This is a genomic window from Herbaspirillum seropedicae, from assembly GCF_001040945.1.
Lineage (GTDB): Bacteria > Pseudomonadota > Gammaproteobacteria > Burkholderiales > Burkholderiaceae_D > Herbaspirillum > Herbaspirillum seropedicae.
The window spans coordinates 4,034,889-4,061,462 of record NZ_CP011930.1; the positions used below are offsets into that span (position 1 = coordinate 4,034,889).

The window sequence follows — 26,574 nt, forward strand, 5'->3', positions numbered from 1 at the left end:
CCTCGCACCATGGCCGCCACCCCTTCCCTGTTCAGCCTGGATAGACTCGAAGCCAGCCTGTTCCGCCTGCGTATCCCCATCCTGGCCTTGCTGCTGGCCTTCACCGCCGTACTGTCCTATTTCGCCCTGCAATTGCGCATGGACGCCGGCTTTGAAAAGCAGATGCCGACCCATCACGAATACATCGACACCTTCAAGCAATACCGCGACGACGTGCTCGGCGCGAACCGCTTGAACATCGTGCTGCGCGCCCGTCATGGCAGCATCTGGACCAAGGAGGGACTGACCCGCCTGTCGGAGATGACCCAGGCCGTCATGTTCCTGCCCAACATCAGCCGCCTGGGCGTGCAGTCGCTGTGGACGCCCAACACCTTCGTCAACGAGATCACCGAGGAAGGCTTCCGTGCCGATCCGGTCATCCCCGGCACAGTGATTCCCTCGGCGCTCACGCCCGAGATCATCGAGCAGATCCGCAACACCGCCATCAACGGCGGTTTCGTCGGCACCCTGATCTCACGCAACCAGGACAGCGCCATGATCGTGGCCGAGATCAACGAGTTCGACGCCAAGGGCGAGAAGGTCGACTATCTCGCCTACAACAAGCTCTTGAATGACTTGCGCGCCAAGTACGAGAACGCCGATTTCGAAGTCCAGATCATCGGCTTTGCCAAGCAGATCGGCGATGTGGCCGATGGCGCCGAAGGCGTAGTGAAATTCTGCATCATGGCCTTGCTGCTGACCGCCATCGCGGTGTACTGGTATTGCCGTTCGCTGCCCTTCACGCTGTTGCCGGTGGCCTGCTCGCTGGTGTCGCTGGTGTGGCAGTTCGGCACCTTGCGCCTGCTGGGCTACGGACTCGATCCCCTGGCCGTGCTGGTGCCCTTCCTGGTGTTTGCCATCGGCGTTTCACATGGGGTACAGCAGATCAACACCATCGTGCGCGGCATCGCCAGCGGACAGTCCTGCGAGGCCGCCGCCCGCGCCAGCTTCAAGGGCTTGCTCATTCCGGGTGTGCTGGCCCTGGTCACGGCCCTGGTGTCCTTCGTCACGCTGGTGATGATTCCGATTCCCATGGTGCGCGAGCTGGCCATCACCGCCTCCATCGGCGTGGGCTACAAGATCATCACCAACCTGGTCATGCTGCCGCTGGCGGCCTCGCTGCTCAAGGTCGGCAAGACCTATGCCGATGCCGCCATGCGCGCCCAGCAGGCGCGCGGCCGCTGGCTGGCGGTGCTGTCGCGCTCGGCCCAGCCGAGGGTGGCGCGCAGCATCGTGGTGATCACGCTGCTGGTGCTGGCCGGCTCAGCCTGGTACAGCCATGACCGCCTGGTCGGCACGCTCCAGCCGGGCGCACCGGAGCTGCATGCCGACGCCCGCTACAACCGCGACGCCCGCTGGATTGCCGACAACTACGGCAATGGCCTGGACTGGCTGACGGTGATCCTGGCCACACCCGCCAACTCCTGCGACCAGGTGCGCTTTGGCCGCTACCAGGACCAGTTCGATACCGTCATGCGTCATGTGCCGGGGGTGCTCTCGGTGAGCTCCTTCGCCGACCAGATGAAGATCTACAACGAAGGCTATAACGAAGGCAATCCGGCCATGTTCACGGTGCCGCTGGACGCTGGCAACTATGCCGCGCTGGCCGTGGAAATCGGCCGCGTGCGCGGCTTCCTGTCCAAGGACTGCAACATGCTGGCCAGCCACCTATTCCTGGCCGACCACAAGGCCGCCACCATCAATGGCGTGATCCAGGCCGTCAAGCGCTACCGCGACCAGCACAAGCTGGAGGGACTGGAGATCCGCCTGGCTGCCGGCAACGCCGGCGTGATCGCGGCCGTCAACGATGAAGTGGAAAAATCCGAACTGCCCATGATGCTCTACGTCTATGGCGCGATCGTCTTGCTGGTGTTTGCGGTCTATCGCGACTGGCGCGCCATCATCGCCTGCTGCCTGCCGCTGACGGTGGCCACCTTCATCGGCTATGCCTTCATGAAGCAGCTGCAGATCGGCCTGACGGTGGCCACGCTGCCGGTGATGGTGCTGGCCGTGGGCATCGGCGTGGACTATGCCTTCTACATCTACAACCGCCTGCAACTGCACCTGGCGGCAGGGCTGGCCATCGAAGAGGCCTTGCACAACGCCATCCAGGAAGTGGGCATCGCCACCATCTTCACGGCCATCACCCTGGCCATCGGCGTGGCGACCTGGTCCTTCTCCGACCTCAAGTTCCAGGCCGACATGGGCAAGCTGCTGGCCTTCATGTTCCTGGTCAACCTGATCATGGCGATGACCGCCCTGCCCGCCTTCGCGGTGGTGCTGGACAAGATGTTCCCGCGCAAATCGCCCATCAAGCTCAACAGCGCCCTGGCGCACTGATCGCAAGGACGAGTCATGACCTTCTTCAAGACATCCGCCATTCCCCTGTCCCTGGCCCTGCTGGCCGCCAGCGCCGCCGGTGCAGTGTTCGCCCAGGCCGCCGCGCCCGTCACGCTGGCCGCAGCCCGCACCGACGCCCACGCCCTGCACAACATGATGCTGGGCGCGGCCCGCGCCGGCAGCCGCATCGTCGCGGTGGGAGCGTATGGCTACATCATCCTCTCCGACGACGGCGGCGCCAGCTATCGCCAGGCCGACCAGGTGCCGGTCGATACCACGCTGACCTCGGTCAGCTTTGCCGATGCCTCGCAAGGCTGGGCGGCCGGCCATGGCGGCGTGATCCTGCACACCGCCGATGGCGGCAAGACCTGGGCCTTGCAGCGCAGCGATACCAGCGTGGACCAGCCGCTGTTCTCGATCTGGTTCGCCAACGCCAATGAGGGCTGGGCAGCGGGATTATGGTCACTGCTGCTGCACACCCAGGACGGCGGCAAGAGCTGGCAGCAGGTCAAGCTGCCCGCCGCGCCCGGCCAGCAACGCGCAGACCTGAACCTGCTGCATATCTTCCCTGGCCGGGATGGCGCGCTCTTCGTGGCGGCCGAACAGGGGGTGTTGTATCGCTCCCGCGATGGCGGCCAGCATTGGGAAGCGCTTGCCACCGGCACCAAGGCTTCACTGTGGAGCGGCGTGAGCACAGCCTCCGGCGCCATCGTGGTCGGCGGCCTGGGCGGCAAGCTGCTGCGCAGCGACGACGGCGGCCAGCATTGGCAGGTGATCGCCTCGCCGACCAGCGGCTCCATCACCGCCTTGCGCAGCGAGGGCAACCAGGTGATGGCCAGCTCGCTCTCGGGGGCATTGCTGGCGAGCGACGATGATGGCCGCCAGTGGCGCATCAAGGCTACTGCCCGCGATGCACTGACCACGCTGGAATTGCAGGAGGGCCGGGCCGAGCGGCCACTGGCCTATGGCAAGGGTGGGCAGGCGAAGCTGGAGGTCAGCGCCTCGCGCTAGCGATCACGGGGGCGGTGCGAGCGCATCGTCGCCTGTTTTTCCTGAGTCGTGGGGTGGGCGTGTATCGAAGCGGGGACTGAGGTGCGCCTTCGATACGGCCCGTTGGGCCTGCTCAGGACGAACGGTAGTCGTGGCATCCGCATCAGATGAATGCAAAAGAGGATATCCGCGGATATCCTCTTTTTTCATTCGCACCCAGCGCTAGGGCTTACTTCTTCAGGCTGATCACCTGTGGCTGGGTCACGCCCTTCAAGCCTTCCTGGCCAAATTCCACGCCCCAGCCCGAACGCTTGTTGCCGCCGAAGGGCACCATGGGATGCACCATGCCATGCTGGTTGACCCACACCGTACCGGCCTGCAAGCGCGTGGCCACCTGCGCTGCGCGCTGGCTGTCGCTGCTCCAGACCGACGCCCCCAGGCCGACATCGAGCCGGTTGGCGTTGGCGATGGCCTGCTCGAGATCGCTGTAGCGGATGATGGGCAGCACCGGGCCGAACTGTTCCTCGTCCACCAGGCGCGCGCCATCGCGCAGTCCGGTCACCAGAGTGAGCGGATAGAAATTGCCCGGGCCGTCCGGCAGCACGCCGCCGCAGACGATGGTGCCGCCCTCTTCGCGGGCGCTTTCCACCAGCGCCACGACCTTCTTCAACTGCATCGGATTCTGGACCGGCCCCATGGCGATCCCCGGCTGCAGGCCATCGCCCATGGGCAGCGCAGCGATGATGGCCTTGAGCTCATCGACGATCTGGTCATGCAGCGCGTCGGGCACATAGAGCCGCTTGGCGCAGGCACAGGTCTGCCCCATGTTGAGGAAAGCGCCCCAGAACAGACCCGGTGCAATCGCCTTGGGATCGGCATCGTCCAGCACGATGGCCGCATCATTGCCGCCCAGCTCCATGGTGGTCGGCGTGAGGTTGCGCGCCGCAGCGGCGACGATGCGCGCACCGGTCGCTCCCGAGCCGGTGAACATGATCTTGTTGACGTCGCCATCCTCCACCAGCATCGCGCCCACGCTGCCATCACCGCTGACGGTATTGAGCACGCCCGGCGGCAAGGCGTCGGCCACCACGCGGGCCAGTTCCAGACCGCACACGCTGGTGTATTCCGAAGGCTTGAGCACCACGGTGTTGCCGGCATAGAGGGCGGGAATGACCTGCCAGATGGAAATCATCAGCGGCCAGTTCCAGGGGGCGATGGCGGCGATCACGCCATAGGGCTTGCGGTGCAGTTCATCGCGCCGGGTCTCGTCCTCGAACACCACTTCCGGGGCCAGTTCCAGGCTGGCGGTGGCGCGCGTCCAGGCTTCGCAGCCCCACAGTTCGAAGCGCGATCCCGGCACCTGGTCCGGACCGACGCCGCCCAGAGGACGCCCCTGTTCCTGCGTCACCAGCGTGGCCAGGCGCTCAGCGTTGGCGGCGATGGCGTCGGCCACGCGATTCAAGTACTCGCGCCGTTGCACCAGGCTCAACGCGGCCCAGGCCGGCTGCGCCTGGCGCGCGGCGGCCACGGCGGCGGCCACTTCGATGGCGTCGGACTGGGGAAAGCGGCCCATCACCGCGCCAGTGGCGGGATTGTGGGAATCGCGCTGGCGGCTGCCTGCGCGCAGCTGGCCGCCGATGATGTTGGATGCGATGTGCATGGAGTCTCCTTTTTTCAAAAAAAAGACCGCCGGGCCGGGGCGCAGGCGGTCAATGATGACAAGCTTGGGAAAGCCTTATTTCTTCTTGTTCAGTCCGAGGGTGGGCGTCTCGTCGAAGAAGTTCCAGGGCTTCAACAGGACGTGCACCCATTCGGTCGGCATGATGGGCCACTCTTCGGCCCGCGCCACGTGGGTGGTGCCAGTGGTCAGCCAGACCACATCGTCCTGGTTGACGATGGACTGGTTGTCCTTGACGAAGGCGCCCAGGCCGGTGTCTTCATGCGAGCGGTTGGGATACTTGCCTTCCGGGAAGCGCTGCTGCGGGTCATAGCGGGTGACCCACAGCTGACGGTCCATGAAGCTCAGGCGCTTGTTGAGCCATTCGTCCGGCGAGAAGTTGGCGCCCTTGGCGATCGGATGGGTGCCGCCCGCATAGGGGATCAACTGGTAGGACACCGGATTGCCGACCTTGTTGAACTTGTTGGGATTGCTCAACAGCCGGATGGTCGAGGCATCGAACTTCTGCGCGGCCTGCTGCTCGGTCTCGGCGGTGCGCTGCACGGTCTGCATGGTGCTGCTGCGCGGGCCGCCAGGGGTATTGGGCAATACCACCGGATCGACTTCGGTGAGCGAATTGTTCTGGCCATCCACATCCAGGTCGAGGCGGAAGTTGTAGATGTGCTGGTGCGTGGTGCCGACGATGTTGTGATCGATCAGCGTGCCGTAGCGGGTATCCTCGGCGGCGCTGGCGTCACGCATGGTGGAAGACTTCACGCCCTTGACGGCCTCGATGCCGGTGGCGCCGGCATTGATGCCGATGGTGCCGTTCTCGGCAAAGACCCAGTCGAAGATGTAGTCGTAGTTGCCCACCGTGCTGATCCAGCGGATCACCAGTTCGCGCCGCTCCACCGAGAGATTGGGCTGGCCGTATTCCTGGTGCTTGAATTCGGGGCCGGCATAGCGCTCGAATACCCCGATGGCGCGCGGGATGGTGCGTGGCTTGCCACTGGTATCGGCCAGGGTGGCGTCGAGCAGGACGACGTTGTCGGGGGCGTCCTTGCCGCGTTCGATGGGTGAGGTCAGGGTGCCCATGCCATATTCGCCGGAATCCAGATAGGCCTTGAAATACCAGCCCACATCCGGATCACCGTAAGGCACGATCATGCCGCCCAGCGAACCCTCATACATGATCTGGCGCTTCTTGCCGTGGTCATTGTAGGTGACGGTGGAGAACATCAGGCCCACGCGCGAATCGAGCTTGAAGTGCATCTCCCAGTTGCGCCAGCGCAGGGTGTTGCCGGTGATGGTGTAGTTCTTGCCCTCAGGCTCGCTGATGTCCAGCGGCTTGGGCGGCGGCACCAGGGCGCGGCCGCTGCCGTCATAGCCGGTGGGCTTCATCGGCACGGGAATGACGCCATTGTCTTCGATCTTGATGACCTTCTTCTGCACCAGATCGACCACCGCCACCAGGTTCTCGATGGGATGCGCCCAGTAATTGCCATCGCCCACATCGAGGTAGCTGACCACCTTGAGCAGGCGGGCGTCTTCCTGCAGGGCGTCCTTGCCGCCGAAGTAACCCACGGTCAGCGGTGTGGCCACCACCTTCTTGATATCGGTGATGCCGCGCTTGGCGAGGGCCTGGGCGTATTCGGGGCTGCTCTCCATGGCGTTCTGGACGGTCGCGAAATCATCCACCAGCACCATGCCATGCACGCCCTCCTTAGGCTCCCAGCGCGTCACATTGCGCTGCCCCAGATCCACCGTGCCTTCGATGACCTTGCTGCCATCGAGCAGGGTGAAATCAGCACGTCGCGCAATGGTCTGCCCACGCTCGCCCAGGGCGAACTTCCAGACCTGCTCCTTGGGTGGTTCGGCCAGGGTGATCTCGGTGAAGCGATAGTTGGGCTGCCAGCGTCCGCTGGCCTTCAACACCTCCAGCGCGGCATTGATCTCATCGGCACTGAGCGGATTGAGCGGATGCGGTACGGCCTCGATCTGGAAGGTCTTGTCCAGGCTGGGCGCGAAGACGGTATTGATGAATTCGTCCGAGACATAGGGCTGGCCGCCCTTCATCACCAGCGGCACCGGCAGCTTCACGCTCTGGCCGTTGACCAGCGCCGTCGTGGCGCGTGGCTTGACGCGCACGGTCACGCTGTTGCGCTGGATGGTCCACAAACCGGCATAGGCATCCCAGCGCACGGTGGCGCCGAAGTCTTCCATGGTCTTCTTCAAGGGCAGCATATGAGCGGCCGCGCCGTGGGCCGCTGCCGGCAGCGGCCCCAGCAAGGCAGTGGACAGACCGGCGGCGGTGAGCGTAGTCAGCGCCGCCTTGAGCAGGGGGCGGGAACGGAAACGATTGGAGGTCATGGTCGGAACATATCGGTGAGGATAGGGTGTGCACACATTATTGCGTTCCCCTTCCGCACGGACGTAGCCCGATTTGGCAAACCTGCAGCCTTCCTCCGGTGGCCCGATGCAGGCTTGCCTGCTCCCGCAGCCTGCGTTTCAGCGCAAACCCTGGTGCTCCCCCCTGCCGATGACCTTCTGCGAGCGCGCCCAGCGATGCATGGCAGCGCCGATTTGCCGATTCTGGATAGGCTTGTTCAAGCGGATGCGCGCCGACGACGTGATCAAGCTGGGACGTGATCGACGAGAAAGCAAAACGCGAGGAAATGTGAGAAAGCACCAACATCAGAACGTCAATCCACTCAAATTTTCACGTAATCGCCAGTTCACATCTGGAAATTTCCCGGCAAGTACGGCGTCTTCTTGTTCCAGATCAGATTGCCGGCATTTCCCGCTTTCCTTTATTTCCGCCGACGCTAGTCTGTATGAAACGTCGAACGCCATCCGGGGGGAAAAGCGTCATGTATATCGTCTGTCTGATATTTGCCATTTTGGCTCTCGTTGGTTGCATAGGGGTGGCCACCATGTTCTTGAAAAACCGTAAATACATCGAGCAAGATGCGCTGGAGGCGGCGCGCCGCATGTTCCGCGCCGGCCAAAATGACGATCAGACCGCCGCGAAATAGAAGACCATCAACGGATCCCCACGCAGCTGCCACCTGAGCCGGCGCGGGGAGCAGACCGCCACGCATCCACCTCAGAAGAAGCGGTAACCCACTCCAACGGCAAAGCTGACATAGCGCGAATCGCTCTTGGGCTCATAGTAGGCAAGTCCGTTGGCGGTGCGCACGTTGGCGCTGCGCCCGTACCTGAAGGCGTAGTAGTCCACGCCGGCGCTGGCGTGCAATGCCGGGGTAAGGGCGTAGTCAATGGACAGGGCGGCCTTGTAGAGCTGCGAATTGCCCAGGCTGGTGGAGAAGGCATTGCTGGCCTGGGCCGAGTCGCTGTTGGCCACATCGATGTGCGCATCCACGGTGCGCGCCAGGATGGCCGTGGCGCTGACCACCATCTTGCTCATGACGTTGGCCTGCAGCATGAGGCCCACGCCATACGAGCCATGTCGATAGGTCTCGCCGGCATTGACGCCGCGCTGCCATTCATGGTGGCCGATGTCGGCGAACGGGGTCAGCAGCAGACTAGGGTGCAGCGTGAAGGCTTTGCCGAGCCGCAGGTTGTAATCGGTCAGCACCGCACCGGAGCTCGCCGTGACCGAGCCGTAATTGCCACCGCTCATCAACGCGCCCACGTAATGGGTATGGCCCCGTTTGCGGGCATAGGAAAACTGCAGGTAGTCGTTGCCCAACCAAAGATCACGCATGATCACCGCTGTGATGGCGCCTCCGGGCACGGTGCCTCTCTCCGTATCCAGGACGGTGTCATTCTTGCCGTCGCGCTTTTCGGTGTAATCGATATTTCCGGACAGGTACTGGAGCGCTATCTGGTTATCGGCCGACAGGATGTCCTGGTTCGCTTTGCAGGTGCTACTGGAGAATACGGCGGCCGCACAGGCCACGATGATGAATCGGTCTTTCATGCTCCCCTCCTGTTTTTCTATGCCCGAATGGCAGCTTGATTCTAGGAGGTCCGACATGAAAACCTGCGCACGCGAACAGAGTTTTGCCAGCATCAAGAATGCCTTAGCATTCCTTTGCGGTCGCTGGGCAATGTGCAGAAATCTTGACATCAAGCAAAACTGACTCGCAATTTTATGGGGGATTTTCGCTGCGTCGCGAACGCTGACAGGCAGGCAGAATGACTGACAAAACACTGACACCTCCACACGTCCTCCACACTCTCCGCACAAAATCCTTGCATTCCTGCTCACACGACAAAACATCCGACCGCCCGAATTTCCGCTTCCGGCCTGGCTCAAATGCCTTCCCTTGCGCTTGCCGGCGGGCCTGGGCAGGAATATTTTTACAGATGAGAATTTCTCTTATAATTCCCAACGTACTCTGTGGCGCGGGGTCCATGGGCTGGTGATGAGACCAGATTCATGGCACAGACGCCGTCAGTCAAGTTTGACTCGCATTTATTTGCAAGCTGCCAGATGAGTTCCTATCCGATATCCGACCATCCCCCTGCCATGAGCAGGATCGAAGCCATTTTCATCGAGCATCATGGCTGGCTGCGCACGCGCCTGCGGCGCAGCGTCGGTGACGCCTTCACGGCCGAGGATGTGGCGGCGGAGACCTTCACGCAGTTGCTGCACTCGCCGCCACCGCAGGAAGTCAGGGAACCACGGGCCTTGCTGACGACGATCTCGCGCCGCATCGTCTATGAGCTGTGGCGTCGCCGCGACCTGGAAGAAGCCTGCCTGCAGGCGCTGGCCCATGTGAGCGGCGATGTCCAGGCGATCTCGCCGGAAGACCAGCTGCAACTGCTGCAGGCCCTGCGCGCCATGGACCAGGCGCTGGCCGGTCTCTCGGCCAAGGAATGCGCCGCCTTCCTGCTCTACAAGCTCGATGGCCTGACCTACCAGGCCATCGGCGCGCAATTGCGCATCACGCCCAGCGTGGCGCGGCGCTATGTGGCCAAGGGCCTGCTGCAATGCTACAAGGCCGCCGGCTTCGCGCCGCTGGAATAGACCACGGCATGGGCAAGGATGAAAAGATCGTCGAGCAGGCCATCGAATGGATGCTGCAGCTGGAGCAAGGCGACTTGCCGCCCGGCGAGCGCGCCGCCTTTGAACAATGGAAGGCGGCCGATCCGCGCCACGCGATGGCCTACGCCAACCTGAGCCAGTCGGTGCAGCAATTCGACGTCCCGCGCCAGGTGGGTGCAGCGCCGGTGATCTTGCGCAACACCCTGCAACAGAAGAGCAAGCGCCGCAAGGCGCTCAAGCGCATCGCTGCGCTGGCCGGGCTGGCGGTGGGCGCGGCTGCGCTGCTGGACCGCGTCACGCCGGTCGCTGCGCTCACCGCCGACCTGCACACCGGCACCGGCCAGCGCCAGCGCACCACGCTGGCCGATGGCAGCATCATCACCCTCAATGCGCGCAGCGCCATCGACCATCTGATCTCGCCCGTGCTGCGCCAGGTACGCCTCTTGGAGGGTGAAATCCAGGTCCAGATCGCAGCGGCCAATGCGCTGCCGTTTTCCATCGAGACGGTCCATGGCAGCGTGAGTGCAACGGCGGGCACGCTGATGCTGGGCTTGCAGCCACTGCGCACGGATCTCGTGGCGCAGCAGGCGGCGGCGCTGCTGAGCACCCGCAATGGCCAGCACGCCACGCTGGCGGCAGGCCAGCGCACCTGGTTCGACCAGGACGAGATCGGCGCGCCGCGTGCCGCCGGTGGCGCAGAGAATTCCTGGGTGGAAGGCTATTACACCGCCTCCGACAATTCGCTGGAGGAAGTGGTGGCGGCCTTGCGGCCCTATCGCAAGGGGCTGCTGCGCCTGGACCCGGCGGTGGCGCAGTTGCGCATCAGCGGCGCCTTCCCGCTGGACGACACCGACCGCGCCCTGTCGGCGCTGGCCAGCGCGCTGCCCATCACGGTCAACCGGGTCAGTCCTTACTGGGTCAGCATCAGCGGCCGCTCCTGACCTCTCATCCATTCATCAGCCCTCCCATGCCCGCGCGACGCCTTGCCCGCCTGATGGCGCACTGCCTGGCTGCCACGCCGGCGCTGCTGGCCGTGACCTGCGCGCCCACCGTCCAGGCCGCTGCGGCCGGCCTGGTCCAGCCGCAGGCGGCGCTGTTCGATTTCCAGGTCCCGGCGGGGACGATGGAACAGGCGCTGGTAGCCATTGCGCGCTCGGCCGGGGGTATCGTGCTGTTCGACCCGGCGGCAGCGGCCAGGCTCAACTGCGCTGGCGTACAGGGCAGGTTCACCCTGGAGGCGGCCCTGCGGCAAGCGCTGGCGGGCAGTCCGCTGGAACTGGTCAGCCATCCCGATGGCTCATTCGGCGTGCTGCGCGCCAGCGTACCCGCTGCCCTGAGCGCCGACCCCGCCACTCCCGAACACTACAATCCACCGCTGCCGCCGGTGCTGCGCTCGGGCCAACGCGATGCGGGCGACACCAGCCACGGCTATGCCGACAGCGGTTTTCTGGCCACCGAAAGCCGGCTGGCCACGCGCAATGAGATGCCGCTGTCTTCGCTCCCGGTATCGCTTCAGGAAATCACCGGCGGCCTCATCGAGAGCCAGCAGTCGCAATCGGTGGTGAGCAGCCTGCAGAACATCAGTTCGGTCGCCTATGGTCGCGGCGATGGCGTGGACCAGGCCGGCACGCTCTACGTGCGCAGCTTCGTCGCGCCGGTCATGCGCGATGGCTGGGGCGACCTGGTCTCGCTGGTCAATGCCACCAATGGCCGGGTCTCGGGTTCGCGCGCCATCACCTCGCTGGATGTGCCCACGGCGGCCATCGAGCGGGTGGAAGTGCTGGGCGGGGCCGACTCCATCATCGTGGGCGGCCCCATGGAGCCGGGCGGCTCCGTCAACATCGTGACCAAGCAGCCGGTGGCCGACACGCTGCGCGAGCTGACCCTGGAGGTGGACCAGCGCGGCCACCGCCGCAGCGCCCTCGACCTCGGCGGCAGCCTGTCGGCGGACCGCGCCTGGACCTATCGCACCATCGTCTCGGTCACGCACGACAAGCGCACCCTGGATGGCTACGACGGCGCGCGCGAGTTCTATCTCGCTCCTTCCCTGGGCTACAAGGACGCCAGCACCTCCGTGGTGGCAGGCCTGAGCCATCAGGTGGCGCGCACACCCTTCGGCGGCTACCAGAGCGCACTGCTGGGCGAGAACGGCCCCGGCCCGGACCTGCGCAGCGCCCCTTGGGGCCGGGCCGACGACCGCAGCCTGGCCACCAAGACCGAGCTGTTCTATCGCTGGGAACAGGCGCTGGGCGAAGACTGGCGCTTCACCAGCCGGGCCAGGATCAACCGGCTGCGCTACCGTGCGGCGGGCTACACCAATTGCGCGCCGGTGGACCTGGATGCCGGTACCGGCGTGTGCGTGGCCGACCAGTCCCTGCTGCAGACGGACAGCATCAGCCTGGACAACAATGTCTCGTACAAGATCGTCAGTGGCCCATGGCAGCACCGCATCATGGCCGGCGCCAGCTTCTCGCGCACGCGGCTGCGCAGCTACAGCGATGGTGACAACAGCGTGGCCGTCAATGTCCCCTGGCCGCCCTCCCAGGCAGCGCTGCCGCCGCTGAGCGGCCAGCCCAGCCTGACCGGGGGCGATGACGCCATCTATACCTCCAACCTCTACCTGCAGGACCAGATCACCTGGCAGCGCTGGTACGCGCTGATCAATGCCGGCTACGAGCGGGAGCGCAACAATTTTTCTTCGGATGTGGATGCCGATGGCGTGCTGCGCGATACCTCGCCGCCGCGCAATGTCCCGGTCTACAACCTTGGCCTGGCCTATCGCCTCAGCCAGAACGCCACGCTCTACGCCAACTACTTCCGCAGCTTCACGCCCGGCCAGGTGCTGCTGGACTCCAGCCTCAACGGCAGCCGGCCCGGCATCAACTCGGCCCCGGCCACCACGGGCAGGTCGGCCGAGATCGGCCTGAAGCTGGAGTTGCTGGAGCGGCGTGCGGTGTTCACGGCGGCGCTCTTTCGGGCCACCCATACCAATGTGCTGCAATCGGTCTTTGCCGACGCCAGCGCGCCCCTGAACCGCTATGTCCTGCTGCCCTCGGCGGTGAGCCGGGGGTTGGAGCTGAACCTGTCGGGCCGCCTGGCGCGCGGCTGGAACCTCATCGCCAGCTACAGCTATAGCCTGTTCCATCCCGCCCCGGGGCCGGAACAGGACAGCCGGCTGGGGCAGTTCCCCCATCACCGGGCCAGCCTCTGGAGCACCTATGACCTCCAGTCCGAGGCATGGCGCGGCTGGGGATTCGGCTTGGGCATGACCGCGCGCAGCGGCTACACCGCCGTCAGCGACGCCGACACCCAGGTGCGCATCGGCGGCCAGACCCGCACCGACGCCAGCCTCTACTATCGCCGCCCCGGCAGCCGCACCACCCTGGGCATACGCAACCTGTTCGACCGCCGCCTCTTCAGCGACTTCGCTACCAACCTGATCGGGGTGGAACCGGGACGCACCCTCACGCTGACCCACATCATCGAATTCTGATGGGCCCCGCCCCGCCGGGGGCCTGCGAAAAAAATTTGTAACAGACCGTCATTTTGGCCGGCCCGTTGCACAAGCAAGACAGAGAGAACGATTTCTCTGTGTTCATCGTGCAAGGAGACGATCCATCATGACTTCCCTCAGTCTGCCTCATCATCCCGGCCCTTACGGGCTGTTGCTGGATACCCAGGAGCCTCTGCTGGCCTGCCTGAGCCTGTTGCTGTTCGCCGTGGGCTTCTACCTGGTCTGGCCTGGCATCGCCCTGTGCTACCGGCAGCTGCGCATGAGCGCCGGCTGGCTGGCCGCCCCTGTCCAGCGTATCCAGCCAGCCCAGCCCGCCCGCACGCCGGGCGAAGGGGCGTCCGCTGCGCGCCCGGTCCATCTGTGGAGTGCGCCCGATCATCCGCGCGCGCTGGGCTCCAGGCTGGCGCGCCAGGTGAAGCTGGCCAGCCGCTATCTGCTGCATCCCGCCCTGACCCGGCGCTGGCTGGATTTCTGGAACCTCAGCGCCACCCATCGCGCCCTGGCCGTAGCCGCGCCGCGCCTGCTGGACAAGGTCTATCGTCCCTACCAGTCGCTGCAACTGAGCCGCGCCGAGCGCCTGGCCCTCCTCACCAGCCACTATGACTTCATCATCCGCAAGGGGCTGGCCCCGCTGGTCCTGCGGGCGGCGCGGCAAGCGGTCCCGGTGGCCTGCTTTGCGGGCAAGTCGGGGGATCGCTACGAGGTGCGGCTGGCGGCCATCGACAGCCTGACCCTGGAGGGCGAACTGGCCCTGCATCTCTATCACGGCGACCAGCACCTGTTCTCCACCGCCTTCAGCGTCTGCGCGCAAGAGAATGGTTGGGAGCTGCGCGTAGGTTGCCTGCAAGGTCCGCGCGGCCAGCAGACCCGCGAGCGGGTGCGTCATGCCACCCGTGACCTGTTCGGCCTGCGTCCCAAGGCGCTGATGATCCGCCTGGTGCGCGCGCTGGGCGTGGCGCATGGCTGCGCCCGCGTGGTGCTGGTCAGCAATGCCCACCGGGTAGCGCGCCATCACTGCCGGCGCGAACACGTCCATGCCGATTACGACGCCTTCTGGCAGGAACTGGGCGCGGCCCGACGCAGCGACGGCGACTACGAGCTGCCCTGCGACGAGGCCGTCAGCGACATCAACGCCCTGCCCTCGCGCAAGCGCGCCGAAGCCCGTCAACGCCTGGCGCTGACGCAGCAGGCGGCGCTGGCGATGCGCTGCGCGCTGGTGCGCCCGATCCACTGAATCTCCCGAAGGAGGCAGCATGGCAACTTCGACCGGATCCATTTCGACCTCGGCAGGCCCGCTGGATGTGGCCAACCTGGTCAACCAGCTCGTCTCGGTGGAGAGCAAGTCGCGCCTGACGCCCCTGGCCAGCAAGGCGGACAGTTTCAATGCGCTGATCTCGGCCTACGGCAAGCTGGGCACTGCCCTGACGACCTACCAGAACGCCCTGGCCGAGTTGACGGCGGCCAAGTTCAGCGCCCAGAAAGCGGCCGTCAGCAACACCGGCCGCAGCAGCGACGGCAAGAGCGGCAATGACGCCGTGAGCGCCGACATCAATAGCGACGCCTCCACCAAGGCCCAGGCCCAGATCATCAAGTCGGCCGGCTTTGCCAGCGGCCATCTGTTCAAGGCCGGCGACTCCGTGGCCATCAAGGTCGGCGAGGCCAGCCCCCACTTCATCACCCTCAAGGCCGACGCCACCATCAACGGCCTGCGCGATACGATCAATGCCGCCCGCGCCGGGGTGACGGCCAGCGTGGTGCGTGATGACGCCGGCGATCATCTGGTGCTGGAATCCAATACCGCCGGCACGGCCAACCTGCTCAAGGTGCGCGCCAACAACAGCCTCTCGGCCATCAGCTTCGATGCACAGCAGAGCCGCCCCGGCGCCATGACGCAGACCCAGGCGGCGCGCGACGCCACCAGCGCGGCGCCGGGCAGTTACGCCATCAGCGTGGAGCAACTGGCGCAGTCGCACAAGCTGAGCTCGGCCGGCATTGCGCCGGGCAGCACCTTTGACCTGGGCGTGCTGGCCATCAAGGCCGGCAGCGGTTCGACGACGCTCATCAAGCCGGCCAGCAATACCCTGGCGGGAGTACGCGACGCCATCAATGCCGCCGCAGCCGGTGTGAACGCCTCCATCGTCAGCGATGGCAAGCAGGAACACCTGGTGCTGACAGCCAAGGAGAGCGGTGCGAACAATGCGCTGCGCATCTCCGGCACGGGCGATTTCGCGGTGTTTTCGTCGGACCCGTCCGGCAACGCCAGCACGGCCTCGGTGACGCCCGAGAAACGCTTCAGCCAGGGTGCGGTGAACCTGAGCGTGGGCGCCCGCACGATCAGCCTCAAGCCAGCCAGCGCCACTGCCGGCGCCGCGCCAGGCCTGGCTGATGTGGCCCGCGCCATCAATGAAGCCAAGGCCGGCGTGAGCGCCACCGTGCAGCGCGAAGGCCAGGGCGACAAGGCCGTTGAACGCCTGGTGCTCAGCGCCAGCGGCAGCGATCCGGTCAGCCTGCGCGGCAGCGGCGACTATGCCGTGCTGGCCGCCAGCGCCATGGGCCAGTTGCAAAAGCCGCAGGATGCGCGACTGAGCATCGATGGCGTGGCCATCACTGCGACCAGCAATACGATCAAGGACGCCATCTCCGGCGTGACCCTGAACCTGAACAAGACCACCTCCGCCACCGACAAGCTCACCCTGGCCATCAGCAATGACAGCAGCGGCGTGGGCGCGGCTGTCAACAGCTTCGTCAATGCCTTTAACACGCTGGCCAAGGCGATGGCGGAGATGACCCGGCAAGCGCCGGCCAAGGTCCGTGGCCAGGCGGGCGAGCAAGGCCTCTTGGCCGGCGAATCGATGGTGCGCGCCCTCACCGGAGAACTGCGCAACGCGGTGCTGGCCAGCATGCCGGGCAACGCCCTGGGATCGCTCACGGCCATCGGCGTGGGCTTCAAGAAGGACGGCACCCTGGACCTGGACAGCGCGCGCCTGGCCAAGGCGGGCGAGCGCAATTTCGAGGCGGTGGCGCAGCTGTTCGCGGGCAAGGAGGGCCTGGTGGCGCGCACTCGCTCGCTGCTCGACAAGGTGCTGGGCGAGCAGGGGCTGCTGGCCGGCAAGACCCGCGGCCTGCAGGGCAGTCTCAAGATCGTGTCCGACCAGCAGGCCGCCGCCCGGGCGCGGCTGGCCAACCTGCGCGACAGCTACACCAACCAGTTCAATCGCCTCAACGTGACGCTATCGAAGATGCAAGCCTCGCAGAACTACCTGACCCAGCAACTGGCGCGCCTGCGCCGGCCCTGAGCCGATAGCGGCATCACCACGACCCTAGAACGGAGTAACCAGCATGAGTTTTCAACAGGGGCTCAGCGGCCTGCACGGCGCCAGCAAGCATCTCGATGTCATCGGCAACAACGTGGCCAACGCCAGCACCGTAGGCTTCAAGCAGGGACAAGTCCAGTTTGCCGACGCCTACGCCAATTCCATGAACCGCTCCGGCAACTCTCCGGTAGGCATAGGCGTGACCGTGGCCAACGTCAGCCAGGCCTTCACCCAGGGCAATATCGCCACCACCAACAACGCGCTGGACGTGGCGATCAATGGCGATGGCTTCTTCCGCATGGCGGCCAGCCTGACTGACCAGTCGCCGCGCTATGGCCGCAACGGCCAGTTCCAGTTGAACAAGGACGGCTACCTGATCAATCCCAGCATGAACGGCGCCTACCTCACCGGCTATCCGGCCGGGACCAACGGCGGCGATCCCGTGCCGCTCAAGATCGATACCGCCACCCTGCCGGCCACCGCCACCACGCGCGTGAGCACCAAGGTCAACCTGGATTCGCGCAAGAGCGTGCCCACCGTGAGCCCATTCGATCCCGCCAATCCGAACAGCTACAGCAATTCCACCGGCGCCACGGTCTATGACAGCCTGGGCAATCCCTATTCGCTGCAGACCTTCTACGTCAAGGGCGCCGCCACGGGCACGCCGCCCAGCACCACCTGGTCGGTCTATGCCACGCTGGACGGCAAGACCATCATCAATGCGCCGCCCGCCACCGGCCCGCAATTGCTGGGCACGCTGCGCTTCGACGCCACTGGCGCGCTCACGGCCAGCACCGGCATGTCGCTCAACCTGAGTACCTTGGCCAAGGGCGGCGCGACCTTCCCCGGCCCGATCGCACTGGGCTATGCCGGCTCGACCCAGACCGGTTCGGCCTTCGCCAACCTGGCCCAGAGCCAGGACGGCATGCCGCCGGGCACGCTCTCCAGCTTCAGCATCGGCAAGGATGGCAGCATCATCGGCGCCTACAGCAACCAGCAGACCCGGGTGATGGGCCAGATCGTGCTGGTCAACTTTGCCAATCCCCACGGTCTCCAGCCGATCGGCAACAACCTCTACCAGGCCTCGGAGGCGGCCGGCAGTGCGCTGGTCGGCACGCCCACCACCGGCGCCTTTGGCGCGCTGCAGGGACGGGCCGTGGAGCAGTCCAACGTCGACCTGACAGCGGAACTGGTCAACATGATCGTGGCGCAGCGCGTCTACCAGGCCAATTCGCAGACCATCAAGGTGCAGGACACGGTCTTGCAGACCCTGGTCAGCCTGCGCTGAGGGTGACGGTCATGGAAAAGCTGATTGCCCGTGCTGCCGCCTGCAATGACAGCTCGTCGCAGCCCAAACGGCCGGTCCTGAGCGTGCCGGTCGCGCCGGCCATGCGCGACCTGATCGACACCGCCCTCAACACCGTCATGGAACAGGCCGCCGCCGAGGCGGGCCTGAGCCGCGGCACGCTGGGCCGCTGCGCCGACTACGCGCTGGTCGGCGCGCGCGTCTTGAGCGTGCTGCTCGACCATCCCTACGAGGCCGTGTCGGGCGGCGAGATCATCGATTGTGGCGGTGGCCTGTACGTGGTGTTGCAGCCGGGACGGGAAGCGCGCCGACGCGCGCGCAGGCTGTCCGAGCTGAGGGATTACCACTGCTGGATCGAAGCCTGGTATCCCCTGCCCGATGGCAGCCGGCGGCGCGAGACCATCGATTTCACGATGCGTCATGACCGCCTGGTGGCCGAGGTGTTTTCCTTGCCCTATACGCGCGCGCAGCCGCCCTCCTATCTGTGGGAATGGCAGGACCAGATCGCTCCGGTGCCGCAGGAGGCCCGCGCCCATCTCTCAGCCAACGGCCGCAACGGTGCATGGATGTGGGCGGACAAGGATTGCCAGCGCCTGCTGAAGAAATACGATGCCGATCACCAGGCGCTGCTCGACCGGCTGGCCGGGCAGGTCTTGCATGCGCTGATGCAGGTCTTGCTGCTGGAGCGCCCCGACACCACCCGCAGCGCTTAGGCTGCGCGTAGGCAGCTCATAGGCAGCACGCTCAGCGGCGCAATTCGGCCATGATCTTCTCGGCCAGGAAATCGCAGGGCGGACGCTTGGACTTGGTGCTGCGCGCCAGCACCACTTCCAGCGGCGCGATATCGGGCAGGCCGTGTGCATGATCGAGCAAGGTAAAGTGCGGCGGCACTGCGCAGCGCGCCAGCGGCGCAATCGCCAGGCCGGCTTCGACCATGCTCAAGAGGCCCATCAGGCTGGGACTTTCATAGGAGGTGCGATAGCCTATCCTGGCCTTTTCCAGACTGCGGATGGCGTTCTCGCGCGCCACGCTGCCAGGCAGGAACACGGCGATGGGCAAAGGCCGCTCGCGCCAGAGATCGCTGGCGCTGGGGACGGTGGCCCACACCATCGGTTCGAAACGGATGAATTCACCAGAGATGCCCTTGACCCGCGTCGCGCACACCAGATCGACCGTACCGTCCTTGACCATGGGCGCCAGCGCCGAACTGGGCAGGCCGACCACCTGGATTTCCACCTTGGGATAGGTCGCCGAGAATTTCTTGAGAATCGAGGGCAGCAGCGACGAGGCATAGTCATCCGGCACGCCGATGACCACGCGCCCGGTCACATCAGGCCGCACCACCGCGGCCCAGGCCTCATCGCGCAGGGTCAGCATGCGCCGCGCATAGGTCAGCAAGACCTCGCCGTCCTGGGTGGGAACGACGCTGCGCGGCTTGCGCAGGAACAGCGGCTTGCCCAGCGCCAGCTCCAGCGTCTTGATCTGCATGCTCACCGCGGACTGGGTCCGGTGCACCAGTTCGGCCGCCCGGCTGAAGTTGCCGGTGTCGGCCACGGCCACGATCATGGCGAGCACATCCAGGTCGAGAGTTTTCATGAGTATCAGAAAAATTGATAGCAACAATAAATATTACGCGATTTTCTTGGATTAAATCCTCGGGCATAGTGCGCTCAAAGGAATTTTTCCCCCATGAATGCACGTACCGACGCCACCCTCTTTGCCGATCCTGACCTGCGCCTGCTGACTACCCGCAGCGGCAGCCGCATCCCTTTCCTCAGCCAGGGCAGCGGCGAACCGCTGGTCTTCGTCCACGGCTCGCTGTGCGATTACCGTTACTGGAAGGGCCAGGTGGCGGCGCTGTCGCGCCATTTCCACTGCATCTCCGTGAGCCTGAGCCACTATTGGCCGGGGCTGCAGGATGAGGCGGGCGCATCCAAGGAATTTTCGTGGGCCGCGCACGCCGAGGAGGTCGCAGACCTGGTCGCCGCGCTGGGCCTAGGCCCGGTGCATCTGGTGGGGCACTCGCGCGGGGCTTGCGTCGCCTTCCACGCGGCACGCCAGCATCCGCATCTGGTACGCACCCTGACCCTAGCCGATCCAGGCGGTCCGCTGCAATCGGACAGCGCCGCCGAGGCGGCCTTGCCGCCGGCCACCCAGGCCCTGCGCGCGCGGGTGGCCGAGCTGATCGAGGCAGGCCAGACTGAGCAAGGGCTGGAGATGTTCGTGGATTCGGTCAGCGTGGCGGGAGCCTGGAGCCGCAGTCCGGCGGGCTTCCGCGCCATGGCCTCGGCCAATGCCGCGACCTTGCCGCTGCAATTCAAGGATGCGCTGCCGGCCTATACCGAAGAAGATGCCGCCGCCCTGCGCTGCAAGACCCTGCTGATCGGCGGCGAGAAAAGCCCGCGCATGTATCGCGACAACATCGCGGCGCTGTCGCAATGGATCCTGACGGCCGAAGAACACGTCATCGCCGGCGCATCCCACGGCATGAACGTCTCGCATCCCGCCGCGTTCAATCGTGCGCTACAGGCCTTCCTCGAGGCGGCCTGAGCCAGCAGCCTGACAACAGGCTTGCAATAACAACAATCAAGGGGAGTGACAGAGGTGGGGTCGCACCCGCCGTTGCTTTGCGCAACGGCAGCCGATTGGATGCGGGACAGCAGCGCTGGGGGGCAGCGTTACATCAGAGCAGTTCTTCTTCCTTTTGCCGGGCGTCTTCCCGGACATCTTCGATAAGCCTGCGCCGGTCCACCTTGGCGCGCCGGTTGGCGGCGTGGACCTCAGGGCTGATGGGGGTGGCCGTCATCAATTCCTTCAGATCGGCCGTACTTTCGTCATATCGTTGCGGCATGCTTGCTCCTGGCTGGATCAATCGAGATTCGAACTCAACTACGTACCACGGATGTGCAGCAGCCCGGCTGGGCCGGACTCAACGCAATCGTGTTCCCGGGGCACGGTGCAACTAGAACCCATTTCATAAATAGGCGTGAGATGCGTTCTAGGGCCCGGTGAGCGACGATAAGGTCTTCTGTGAGTATAAATCATTGCGCCGCAACAGGGCAGATTTACTCGGCCCCTGTCGAGGAGGCAACATGCATGAAAAAACCGGCCAGCGGCCGGTTCGGGATGACAAGGCAAAGCCGGCTCAGGCGGCCTGTTTGGCTTGCAGCATCGATTCTTCCAGCGCCATCAGCGATTCGATGGCGGCGATCAACAGGCCGATGCGGTGGCGGCGGTAGATCAGGCGTTTTCTAGAGCGGTTGTTCATGGTTTCTCCTGCGGCCAGCCTACGCGGCTGGCGGTTTCACTGACAAGGCCGTGGCAAGGCGCGCAGCGCGCCCCACGTCCGGGAAGGCGACATTATAGCCGAGCCCGGGCGCTCCCCCTCTCAGACGATGCAGCGGGTGCGGTAGCACTGGCTGAACAGGCGGGTCGCTTCCAGCCCCGGCGGCAGATGATGACAAGCAGGGCTCAATGGCGCCACCAAGGCGTCCAGCCCCGCGTCCAGGTGGGAAGGCGCCTCCTGGTGCGGCTGCTCCGGCTGCTCCGCCACGCCCTGGCGGCCGCGCGCCTGCGCGCGGAAGCTGGGCTGGCGGGGTGCGTCGTCCCAGCCGGTCTCGATCCATTCGCGGATGACCTGCTTTTCATAGCCATTGAAGACGCCGAACATCTCGCCGCCCGGCGCATCGATGAGTCGCCAGAAGCGGCTGTGTCCGGCCGGCTCGCCACGCAGGATCCATTTGCCCTGTTCCATCGCCGCCAGGAAATCGCGCATGCCCTCGGGGCGCTCCAGCCATTGATTGACGGTCTTGCCGCCAATGCGGCAGTAATCCGAATGCATCATCCGGCCAAAGGCGGCCTTGTCGGCCAGCACGCGTTGCACTTCCTGGTCCAGATCGAAGGAGCCGATCACGCCCAGCGTGCTCGCCCCCAGTTCATTGAGCAGGTAGCCGCGCCGCATGCGCTGCAGGAATTCTTCCCGGTCCGGCCATTGCGCGGCGGCCTCCAGGACTGCGTCGACGGCCTTGCGGGCGTGGCCGCTGGCGGCGTTATCGATGGTCACGTGCAGCGTGAAATAGTAGGGATCGATGCCGAGTTCGTTGAGTTCGTAGGCCGTGATCAGCAGGTGCAGCGGCAACTGCTCGTAACCCAGGTTGAAGCCGAACATCTCGGGAATGAATTCGTCGCCGTGCCAGCCCAGCGCCAGTTGCAGCGCTCCCTGCACATAGTGCGCCTGCGAGAGCCAGTCGGCCTGCTCGCAGCCATGGGCCTGCAGGAGACTGCGATACAGGCTCACGTGGTTCATGGCGACCTCGCCATCGCCCAGCTCTTCCAGATAGGTCAGGATCAGGGGACGAAACACCGGATCGCGCCAGTGCTTCACGGCGCTGTAGAGCCAAGCGCCATCGACCAGCTTGGTGGGCGCCACGCGCAGCAGGAAATTGAGCGCATGGGCGCGCCCCGAGAAATACTGGCGCGGCGCGCCGGCGCGGCGTTCCTGCAGATAGGCCTCATAGGCCACGCCAACCTGGGCGGCGCGGGCCTGCATCCAGGCGGCCATGTCCTGGCCCGCGGGGGGCAGCTCGCAGGGCAGCGCCTGCGTCGCCTCCAGCTGCGTCACCAGATAGCGGCGCGCCTGGGCCAACGCCGCCGCATCGGGCTCGGCCACATTCAACTGCGCATAGATGCGCGCCGGCAACAGCCCGGCGCCGTGGGGGTCGTGGTGGGGATCACTGTTGGGGTGATATCGGCGGGAAGCCGATGCGGCTGCCTGCATTTCTTCCAGGGTGGCTTGCATACTTCCTCGCGCAAATGGACATTGCGCCCAGCATGCGATGTTCGCGCCGGCAGCGCTATCAGCCAGGGGCCAGCGCTGCTGTCGGAGAACGCCGCCATCCGGGTAGGACGACGGGACTGCCAAGGCGGCGGCGCCTGTCAGAGGGGCGGCCAGCGCCGAAAGGATTGTCTTGGCCGGGCAGATATCCGATAATCGCGGCCATGAACGATACCGCACAACGCCCCAGCTTCCCCGACCGCCTCTCGGTCGATCCGCGCAGCCCGCATTACGTCGCCGCCATCTTTGAATTCGACGTGGGCATCAAGCTCAATGGCAAGGAATTCAACAACGTCAGCGAATACTGCATCAGCGAAGGCTGGATCAAGATTCCCGCCGGCCGCGCGCTGGACCGCAAGGGCAATCCGATGATGACCAAGCTCAAGGGCCAGGTCGAACCGTTCTATCGCTGATCCGCCTTACTCCGCACTGTCACCCAGAGGCCCGCATTTTCGTGCGGGCCTTTTCTCTTAGCGGCAACATTGTCTGTCTGCCAAGCTGCGCACGCAAAACGACCCGCGCGAGAAGCGTCTTCCTTCCAGGCAAGGGCCACGTATCAGGCTGCCGAGGCATCCCTACGCCGCCGCGCCAGTATCACCCCCAACAGTCCGATCCCCAGCATGGCGCTGGAGGCTGGTTCGGGGACCTCAGCCTGACGCGAACTGACAGTCAGGACCGGGGTGACGGAGTGCAGCTCCTGACCACGGGAAGGAGCCGGATGCGCGCGCAGTTGCAGCTCCACAATGGGGTTGCGCGACCAGTCGATGGCGCGCAGGGCGGCGTTGAGGTCGCTCAATTTGCTCACCGAGGTCCGATAGTCCTGCAGCGGTTGCCTCGTTCCCTCCCGCACGCCCTCTGCGAAGGTATCGGTCCATAGATTCCGGTTACCCTGCCTGAGGGCGACGTACAGATAATTGGACGCCGGATCAGAGGCTCCCCAGCCCTGGTCAAAGGTGCGGGAGCGGCCAGTTACAGCTGTGAAAGTCCGGATTCCCGGCGTGATGAAAACACCCAGCACGCGCTCATCCTTGATTCCTCGGGAAGCACTGCGATCGTAACGGTCCACCGTAGCGGACTGCGTAACGATGGTCGCCGATGCGCAGGTGCTGAAAGCGGCCAGAAACGCCAGGCTGGCAAAGGTGCTTTTGAACGAAGACATGTTGGTTTTCTCAAAGAGTATTGACGGGGATGGCGGTGTGGCGATGGATATCTTCACGCATAAAACATGCCATTCAAACAAGCTCTTTGAAAATCAGCTACTTGTCTTTTCGGGCCTCTGCACTCCTGCCCATCATGTAATATTCTCCGACAGTAACATCTGTTACCATTTTTATGATGTCTTCCACAAGCCTTTACCGGTGGGGTTTTGCGTCACTTCCCTATTTTTATGATGCATTTCAAAAAACAGGTTTTATTAGAAAAGTGGACCACCACGGCATTTCCTGAAGAGACCTGCTGCGCCTGATTTCCGCTTCGGCAATGCAGGCGCAGTCGAGGTTTTTTACACTGTCACGGCGCGCTGCCCCAGGCGGAATACTGCCACCGCCTGCACCAGTTCCCGCGCCTGGCCGGACAAGCTGATGGCCGCTGCCGCGCTTTCTTCGACCAGGGCGGCATTCTGCTGCGTGGTGGTGTCCATCTGGGTGACGGCCTGGCCGACCTGGGCAATCCCCGTATTCTGCTCGGCGGTGGCGGCGTTGATGCCGACCATGATGTCGCTGACGCGGCGAATCGAGGTCACGATCTCTTCCATGGTCTTGCCGGCCTGGTCGGCCAGTTGGGTGCCCTGCCCCACCTGCTCGACGCTGGCGGTGATCAGTTCCTTGATCTCGCGCGCAGCGGTCGCCGAACGCTGGGCCAGGCTGCGCACTTCGGTGGCGACCACGGCGAAGCCGCGTCCTTGCTCACCTGCGCGCGCCGCTTCCACGGCGGCGTTGAGGGCCAGGATATTGGTCTGGAAGGCGATGCCGTCGATGACGCCGATGATGTCGCTGATGCGATCCGAACTGGCATGCAGCCCCTGCATGGTCTGCACCACCTGCTGCACCACCTGGCCACCCTGACCGGCCACGTGCGCGGCCTCACGCGCGAGGTCACCGGCCTGGCGCGCGCCGTCGGCATTCTGCGCTACGGTCGACCCCAGTTCTTCCATCGAAGCGGCGGTCTGTTGCAGGGCGCTGGCCTGTTCCTCGGTGCGCTTGCTCAGATCGGCATTGCCCTGCGCAATCTGCGCGCTGGCCGTGGCCACGCTCTCGGAATTGCTGCGCACGCTGCTGACCACCGTGCTCAGGCGGGCGGTCATGGCCTGCATCGCGGTGAGCAGGCGTGCCACTTCATCGCTGCCGTTGATCTGCACATGCTGGGTCAGGTCGCCCGCAGAGATCGCTTCGGTCAGGCGCACGGCGTCGTTGATGGCGCTGGTGGTAGCGCGGGTGATGGCCACCATCACCCACAGGGCGGCCGCGGCCAGCAGGCCCAGCAGCGCGCACAGCATCAGCAGCTCATTGCGTACGCGCGGAATCTTGGCTTGCAGCTCATCGCGCATCAGGTCGAAGGAAGCATTGACCAGCACGAACTGGGTATCGATGATGCGCGTCATCGTGGCGACCCATTCAGGCGCCGGCATGCTCAGGTTGTCGGCGCGGATGATGGCGCTGTCGGCCAGCTTGAAGCCTTCTTCGGCGGCCTTCAGGGCCTCGGCTCGGGCGCGTTCCAGATTGGCCGGCAAGGCATGCCGGCCAGCCGCCAGCGTCAGCGACTTGCGCGCGCTGTCATAACTGCGGCGGGCGCGATCGGCCAGGTTTTCCAGACGGGCGCGCTCTTCCGCGCTGGCTTGGCCTCGGCCCAGCATGACCGCACCGCGCGCCCGGGTCTGGCCCAGTGCTTCGGTCAGTTGCGGCAGTTCGTTCATCACGGCGCGCTGCACGTAGAAGAGCGCTGCTTCGGCCTCCAGCGCCAGGCCGGAGCTGTTGGCCAGTTGATCGATGAGGTCGAGCTCGAGGGCGATCAGTTCTGCGTGCTGCAGGTTGCTCTGGGCGCCGGTGATGGCCTTGGAGGAGACGGCCTGCGCCAGTGCGCGCCACTGCGAAGCGACGCGTTCCAGCGATTCCATCAGCTCCTTGTCCTGCAGCGGCAGGATGCCGGTGCGTACACGTTCCAGCGTGGCCTCCACCTGCTTCTGGCGCTCGGCGCGGTCAGCTGCGCCTGCATTGGTGTCGGAAAGATAGAGCGCCGACAGGCCGCGATGCTGCTGCATCTGCTTGAGCATCAGCAGCAGATCGCGCCCCGGCTCCACCGCCAGCTGCTCGCGCTCGGCGATGGCCAGGTCTTGCAGGTTGCTACGCACCAGCAAGGTGGTCGGAACGATGAACAGGAGAAAAGCGAGTGCGCCGATCAGGGCGAACTTGCGTGAGAATCGGAGATGATTGATCAAGGAGCGCATGGGCTTGTTCTTTGAATTAGGTGGAGGATCGTCATTGATCCCTGTGATGGTTTGCCCGCCAGCGCTTCGTTACGCTGCCGATCCGCACCGTTGCGAATCTTGTAGAGCGGCAATTCTAATGAGG

General features: G+C 64.9%; 21 protein-coding genes. 12 read left to right on the top strand and 9 right to left on the bottom strand.

Annotation, left to right across the window (positions count from 1 at the left end; genetic code table 11):
- Positions 1 to 9: 9 nt before the first annotated feature.
- Together ACP92_RS17560 and ACP92_RS17565 are read left to right on the top strand one after the other, a co-directional pair.
- Positions 10 to 2,379 carry an efflux RND transporter permease subunit gene (locus tag ACP92_RS17560; protein ID WP_013235471.1) on the top strand — a complete coding sequence of 790 codons (2,370 nt, stop codon included), beginning with the start codon at positions 10 to 12 and terminating at the stop codon, positions 2,377 to 2,379.
- 15 nt (positions 2,380 to 2,394) lie between these two features.
- Positions 2,395 to 3,390 carry a WD40/YVTN/BNR-like repeat-containing protein gene (locus ACP92_RS17565; protein ID WP_013235472.1) on the top strand — a complete coding sequence of 332 codons (996 nt, stop codon included), beginning with the start codon at positions 2,395 to 2,397 and terminating at the stop codon, positions 3,388 to 3,390.
- A 208-nt stretch (positions 3,391 to 3,598) separates the two neighbouring features.
- Here the strand turns inward: ACP92_RS17565 and ACP92_RS17570 are convergent, their stop codons facing one another.
- Both ACP92_RS17570 and tynA read right to left on the bottom strand, forming a co-directional pair.
- Positions 3,599 to 5,029 carry an aldehyde dehydrogenase family protein gene (locus ACP92_RS17570; protein WP_013235473.1) on the bottom strand — a complete coding sequence of 477 codons (1,431 nt, stop codon included), beginning with the start codon at positions 5,027 to 5,029 and terminating at the stop codon, positions 3,599 to 3,601.
- Positions 5,030 to 5,104: 75 nt separating this feature from the next.
- Positions 5,105 to 7,396, bottom strand: coding sequence for a primary-amine oxidase (tynA, locus tag ACP92_RS17575; RefSeq protein WP_081441920.1), 2,292 nt, complete (start codon positions 7,394 to 7,396; stop codon positions 5,105 to 5,107).
- Positions 7,397 to 7,896: 500 nt separating this feature from the next.
- On the opposite strand from tynA, the gene ACP92_RS24885 reads away from it, so the two are divergent.
- Positions 7,897 to 8,061, top strand: coding sequence for a hypothetical protein (locus ACP92_RS24885; protein ID WP_167578391.1), 165 nt, complete (start codon positions 7,897 to 7,899; stop codon positions 8,059 to 8,061).
- 71 nt (positions 8,062 to 8,132) lie between these two features.
- Here the strand turns inward: ACP92_RS24885 and ACP92_RS17580 are convergent, their stop codons facing one another.
- On the bottom strand, positions 8,133 to 8,969 hold the full coding sequence (locus ACP92_RS17580; RefSeq protein WP_041311109.1) for a hypothetical protein: 837 nt from the start codon (positions 8,967 to 8,969) through the stop codon (positions 8,133 to 8,135).
- A gap of 552 nt (positions 8,970 to 9,521) precedes the next feature.
- Here ACP92_RS17580 and ACP92_RS17585 point away from each other — a divergent pair.
- From ACP92_RS17585 to ACP92_RS17615, 7 genes are all read left to right on the top strand, one after another.
- Complete coding sequence (locus ACP92_RS17585) at positions 9,522 to 10,022, top strand: sigma-70 family RNA polymerase sigma factor (protein WP_231944357.1); 501 nt, start codon at positions 9,522 to 9,524, stop codon at positions 10,020 to 10,022.
- A gap of 8 nt (positions 10,023 to 10,030) precedes the next feature.
- Entirely contained in the window at positions 10,031 to 10,981 is a 951-nt protein-coding gene (locus ACP92_RS17590) for a DUF4880 domain-containing protein (RefSeq protein WP_013235477.1), read from the top strand.
- A gap of 26 nt (positions 10,982 to 11,007) precedes the next feature.
- The gene (locus tag ACP92_RS17595; RefSeq protein ID WP_013235478.1) at positions 11,008 to 13,533 is read left to right on the top strand and encodes a TonB-dependent siderophore receptor; all 2,526 of its coding nucleotides are present in this window, start codon (positions 11,008 to 11,010) and stop codon (positions 13,531 to 13,533) included.
- A 127-nt stretch (positions 13,534 to 13,660) separates the two neighbouring features.
- A complete protein-coding gene (locus ACP92_RS17600; protein WP_041311112.1) occupies positions 13,661 to 14,788 on the top strand; it encodes a VirK/YbjX family protein in 1,128 nt (375 codons plus the stop codon).
- Between the two features lie 19 nt (positions 14,789 to 14,807).
- Entirely contained in the window at positions 14,808 to 16,850 is a 2,043-nt protein-coding gene (fliD, locus tag ACP92_RS17605; protein ID WP_013235480.1) for a flagellar filament capping protein FliD, read from the top strand.
- Between the two features lie 43 nt (positions 16,851 to 16,893).
- Entirely contained in the window at positions 16,894 to 18,156 is a 1,263-nt protein-coding gene (flgE, locus tag ACP92_RS17610) for a flagellar hook protein FlgE (RefSeq protein WP_013235481.1), read from the top strand.
- Positions 18,157 to 18,167: 11 nt separating this feature from the next.
- Positions 18,168 to 18,887 carry a hypothetical protein gene (locus tag ACP92_RS17615; protein WP_013235482.1) on the top strand — a complete coding sequence of 240 codons (720 nt, stop codon included), beginning with the start codon at positions 18,168 to 18,170 and terminating at the stop codon, positions 18,885 to 18,887.
- A 31-nt stretch (positions 18,888 to 18,918) separates the two neighbouring features.
- On the opposite strand, the gene ACP92_RS17620 is transcribed toward ACP92_RS17615, so the two are convergent.
- Positions 18,919 to 19,770 carry a LysR substrate-binding domain-containing protein gene (locus ACP92_RS17620; protein WP_013235483.1) on the bottom strand — a complete coding sequence of 284 codons (852 nt, stop codon included), beginning with the start codon at positions 19,768 to 19,770 and terminating at the stop codon, positions 18,919 to 18,921.
- A gap of 93 nt (positions 19,771 to 19,863) precedes the next feature.
- On the opposite strand from ACP92_RS17620, the gene ACP92_RS17625 reads away from it, so the two are divergent.
- Entirely contained in the window at positions 19,864 to 20,724 is an 861-nt protein-coding gene (locus ACP92_RS17625; protein ID WP_013235484.1) for an alpha/beta fold hydrolase, read from the top strand.
- A 133-nt stretch (positions 20,725 to 20,857) separates the two neighbouring features.
- Here the strand turns inward: ACP92_RS17625 and ACP92_RS24890 are convergent, their stop codons facing one another.
- The 3 genes from ACP92_RS24890 to ACP92_RS17630 form a co-directional block, all read right to left on the bottom strand.
- On the bottom strand, positions 20,858 to 21,025 hold the full coding sequence (locus ACP92_RS24890) for a hypothetical protein (protein ID WP_167578392.1): 168 nt from the start codon (positions 21,023 to 21,025) through the stop codon (positions 20,858 to 20,860).
- 294 nt (positions 21,026 to 21,319) lie between these two features.
- Positions 21,320 to 21,442: a hypothetical protein gene (locus ACP92_RS25255; RefSeq protein WP_257785547.1), complete on the bottom strand. Its 123-nt coding sequence runs from the start codon at positions 21,440 to 21,442 to the stop codon at positions 21,320 to 21,322.
- Between the two features lie 120 nt (positions 21,443 to 21,562).
- A complete protein-coding gene (locus ACP92_RS17630; RefSeq protein ID WP_013235485.1) occupies positions 21,563 to 22,972 on the bottom strand; it encodes an iron-containing redox enzyme family protein in 1,410 nt (469 codons plus the stop codon).
- 200 nt (positions 22,973 to 23,172) lie between these two features.
- On the opposite strand from ACP92_RS17630, the gene ACP92_RS17635 reads away from it, so the two are divergent.
- Complete coding sequence (locus tag ACP92_RS17635; protein WP_041311114.1) at positions 23,173 to 23,421, top strand: DUF3297 family protein; 249 nt, start codon at positions 23,173 to 23,175, stop codon at positions 23,419 to 23,421.
- A 143-nt stretch (positions 23,422 to 23,564) separates the two neighbouring features.
- Here the strand turns inward: ACP92_RS17635 and ACP92_RS17640 are convergent, their stop codons facing one another.
- Together ACP92_RS17640 and ACP92_RS17645 are read right to left on the bottom strand one after the other, a co-directional pair.
- The gene (locus tag ACP92_RS17640; protein WP_013235487.1) at positions 23,565 to 24,167 is read right to left on the bottom strand and encodes a PEP-CTERM sorting domain-containing protein; all 603 of its coding nucleotides are present in this window, start codon (positions 24,165 to 24,167) and stop codon (positions 23,565 to 23,567) included.
- A 342-nt stretch (positions 24,168 to 24,509) separates the two neighbouring features.
- Positions 24,510 to 26,450 carry a methyl-accepting chemotaxis protein gene (locus ACP92_RS17645; RefSeq protein ID WP_013235488.1) on the bottom strand — a complete coding sequence of 647 codons (1,941 nt, stop codon included), beginning with the start codon at positions 26,448 to 26,450 and terminating at the stop codon, positions 24,510 to 24,512.
- Positions 26,451 to 26,574: the final 124 nt, after the last annotated feature.

What these genes read in the sequence shown, in the direction of transcription:
- ACP92_RS17560 (WP_013235471.1), top strand. Translation starts at nt 10, where the DNA reads ATGGCCGCCACCCCTTCCCTGTTCAGCCTGGATAGACTCGAAGCCAGC.
- ACP92_RS17565 (WP_013235472.1), top strand. Translation starts at nt 2,395, where the DNA reads ATGACCTTCTTCAAGACATCCGCCATTCCCCTGTCCCTGGCCCTGCTG.
- ACP92_RS17570 (WP_013235473.1), bottom strand. Translation starts at nt 5,029, where the DNA reads ATGCACATCGCATCCAACATCATCGGCGGCCAGCTGCGCGCAGGCAGC.
- tynA (WP_081441920.1), bottom strand. Translation starts at nt 7,396, where the DNA reads ATGACCTCCAATCGTTTCCGTTCCCGCCCCCTGCTCAAGGCGGCGCTG.
- ACP92_RS24885 (WP_167578391.1), top strand. Translation starts at nt 7,897, where the DNA reads ATGTATATCGTCTGTCTGATATTTGCCATTTTGGCTCTCGTTGGTTGC.
- ACP92_RS17580 (WP_041311109.1), bottom strand. Translation starts at nt 8,969, where the DNA reads ATGAAAGACCGATTCATCATCGTGGCCTGTGCGGCCGCCGTATTCTCC.
- ACP92_RS17585 (WP_231944357.1), top strand. Translation starts at nt 9,522, where the DNA reads ATGAGCAGGATCGAAGCCATTTTCATCGAGCATCATGGCTGGCTGCGC.
- ACP92_RS17590 (WP_013235477.1), top strand. Translation starts at nt 10,031, where the DNA reads ATGGGCAAGGATGAAAAGATCGTCGAGCAGGCCATCGAATGGATGCTG.
- ACP92_RS17595 (WP_013235478.1), top strand. Translation starts at nt 11,008, where the DNA reads ATGCCCGCGCGACGCCTTGCCCGCCTGATGGCGCACTGCCTGGCTGCC.
- ACP92_RS17600 (WP_041311112.1), top strand. Translation starts at nt 13,661, where the DNA reads ATGACTTCCCTCAGTCTGCCTCATCATCCCGGCCCTTACGGGCTGTTG.
- fliD (WP_013235480.1), top strand. Translation starts at nt 14,808, where the DNA reads ATGGCAACTTCGACCGGATCCATTTCGACCTCGGCAGGCCCGCTGGAT.
- flgE (WP_013235481.1), top strand. Translation starts at nt 16,894, where the DNA reads ATGAGTTTTCAACAGGGGCTCAGCGGCCTGCACGGCGCCAGCAAGCAT.
- ACP92_RS17615 (WP_013235482.1), top strand. Translation starts at nt 18,168, where the DNA reads ATGGAAAAGCTGATTGCCCGTGCTGCCGCCTGCAATGACAGCTCGTCG.
- ACP92_RS17620 (WP_013235483.1), bottom strand. Translation starts at nt 19,770, where the DNA reads ATGAAAACTCTCGACCTGGATGTGCTCGCCATGATCGTGGCCGTGGCC.
- ACP92_RS17625 (WP_013235484.1), top strand. Translation starts at nt 19,864, where the DNA reads ATGAATGCACGTACCGACGCCACCCTCTTTGCCGATCCTGACCTGCGC.
- ACP92_RS24890 (WP_167578392.1), bottom strand. Translation starts at nt 21,025, where the DNA reads ATGCCGCAACGATATGACGAAAGTACGGCCGATCTGAAGGAATTGATG.
- ACP92_RS25255 (WP_257785547.1), bottom strand. Translation starts at nt 21,442, where the DNA reads ATGAACAACCGCTCTAGAAAACGCCTGATCTACCGCCGCCACCGCATC.
- ACP92_RS17630 (WP_013235485.1), bottom strand. Translation starts at nt 22,972, where the DNA reads ATGCAAGCCACCCTGGAAGAAATGCAGGCAGCCGCATCGGCTTCCCGC.
- ACP92_RS17635 (WP_041311114.1), top strand. Translation starts at nt 23,173, where the DNA reads ATGAACGATACCGCACAACGCCCCAGCTTCCCCGACCGCCTCTCGGTC.
- ACP92_RS17640 (WP_013235487.1), bottom strand. Translation starts at nt 24,167, where the DNA reads ATGTCTTCGTTCAAAAGCACCTTTGCCAGCCTGGCGTTTCTGGCCGCT.
- ACP92_RS17645 (WP_013235488.1), bottom strand. Translation starts at nt 26,450, where the DNA reads ATGCGCTCCTTGATCAATCATCTCCGATTCTCACGCAAGTTCGCCCTG.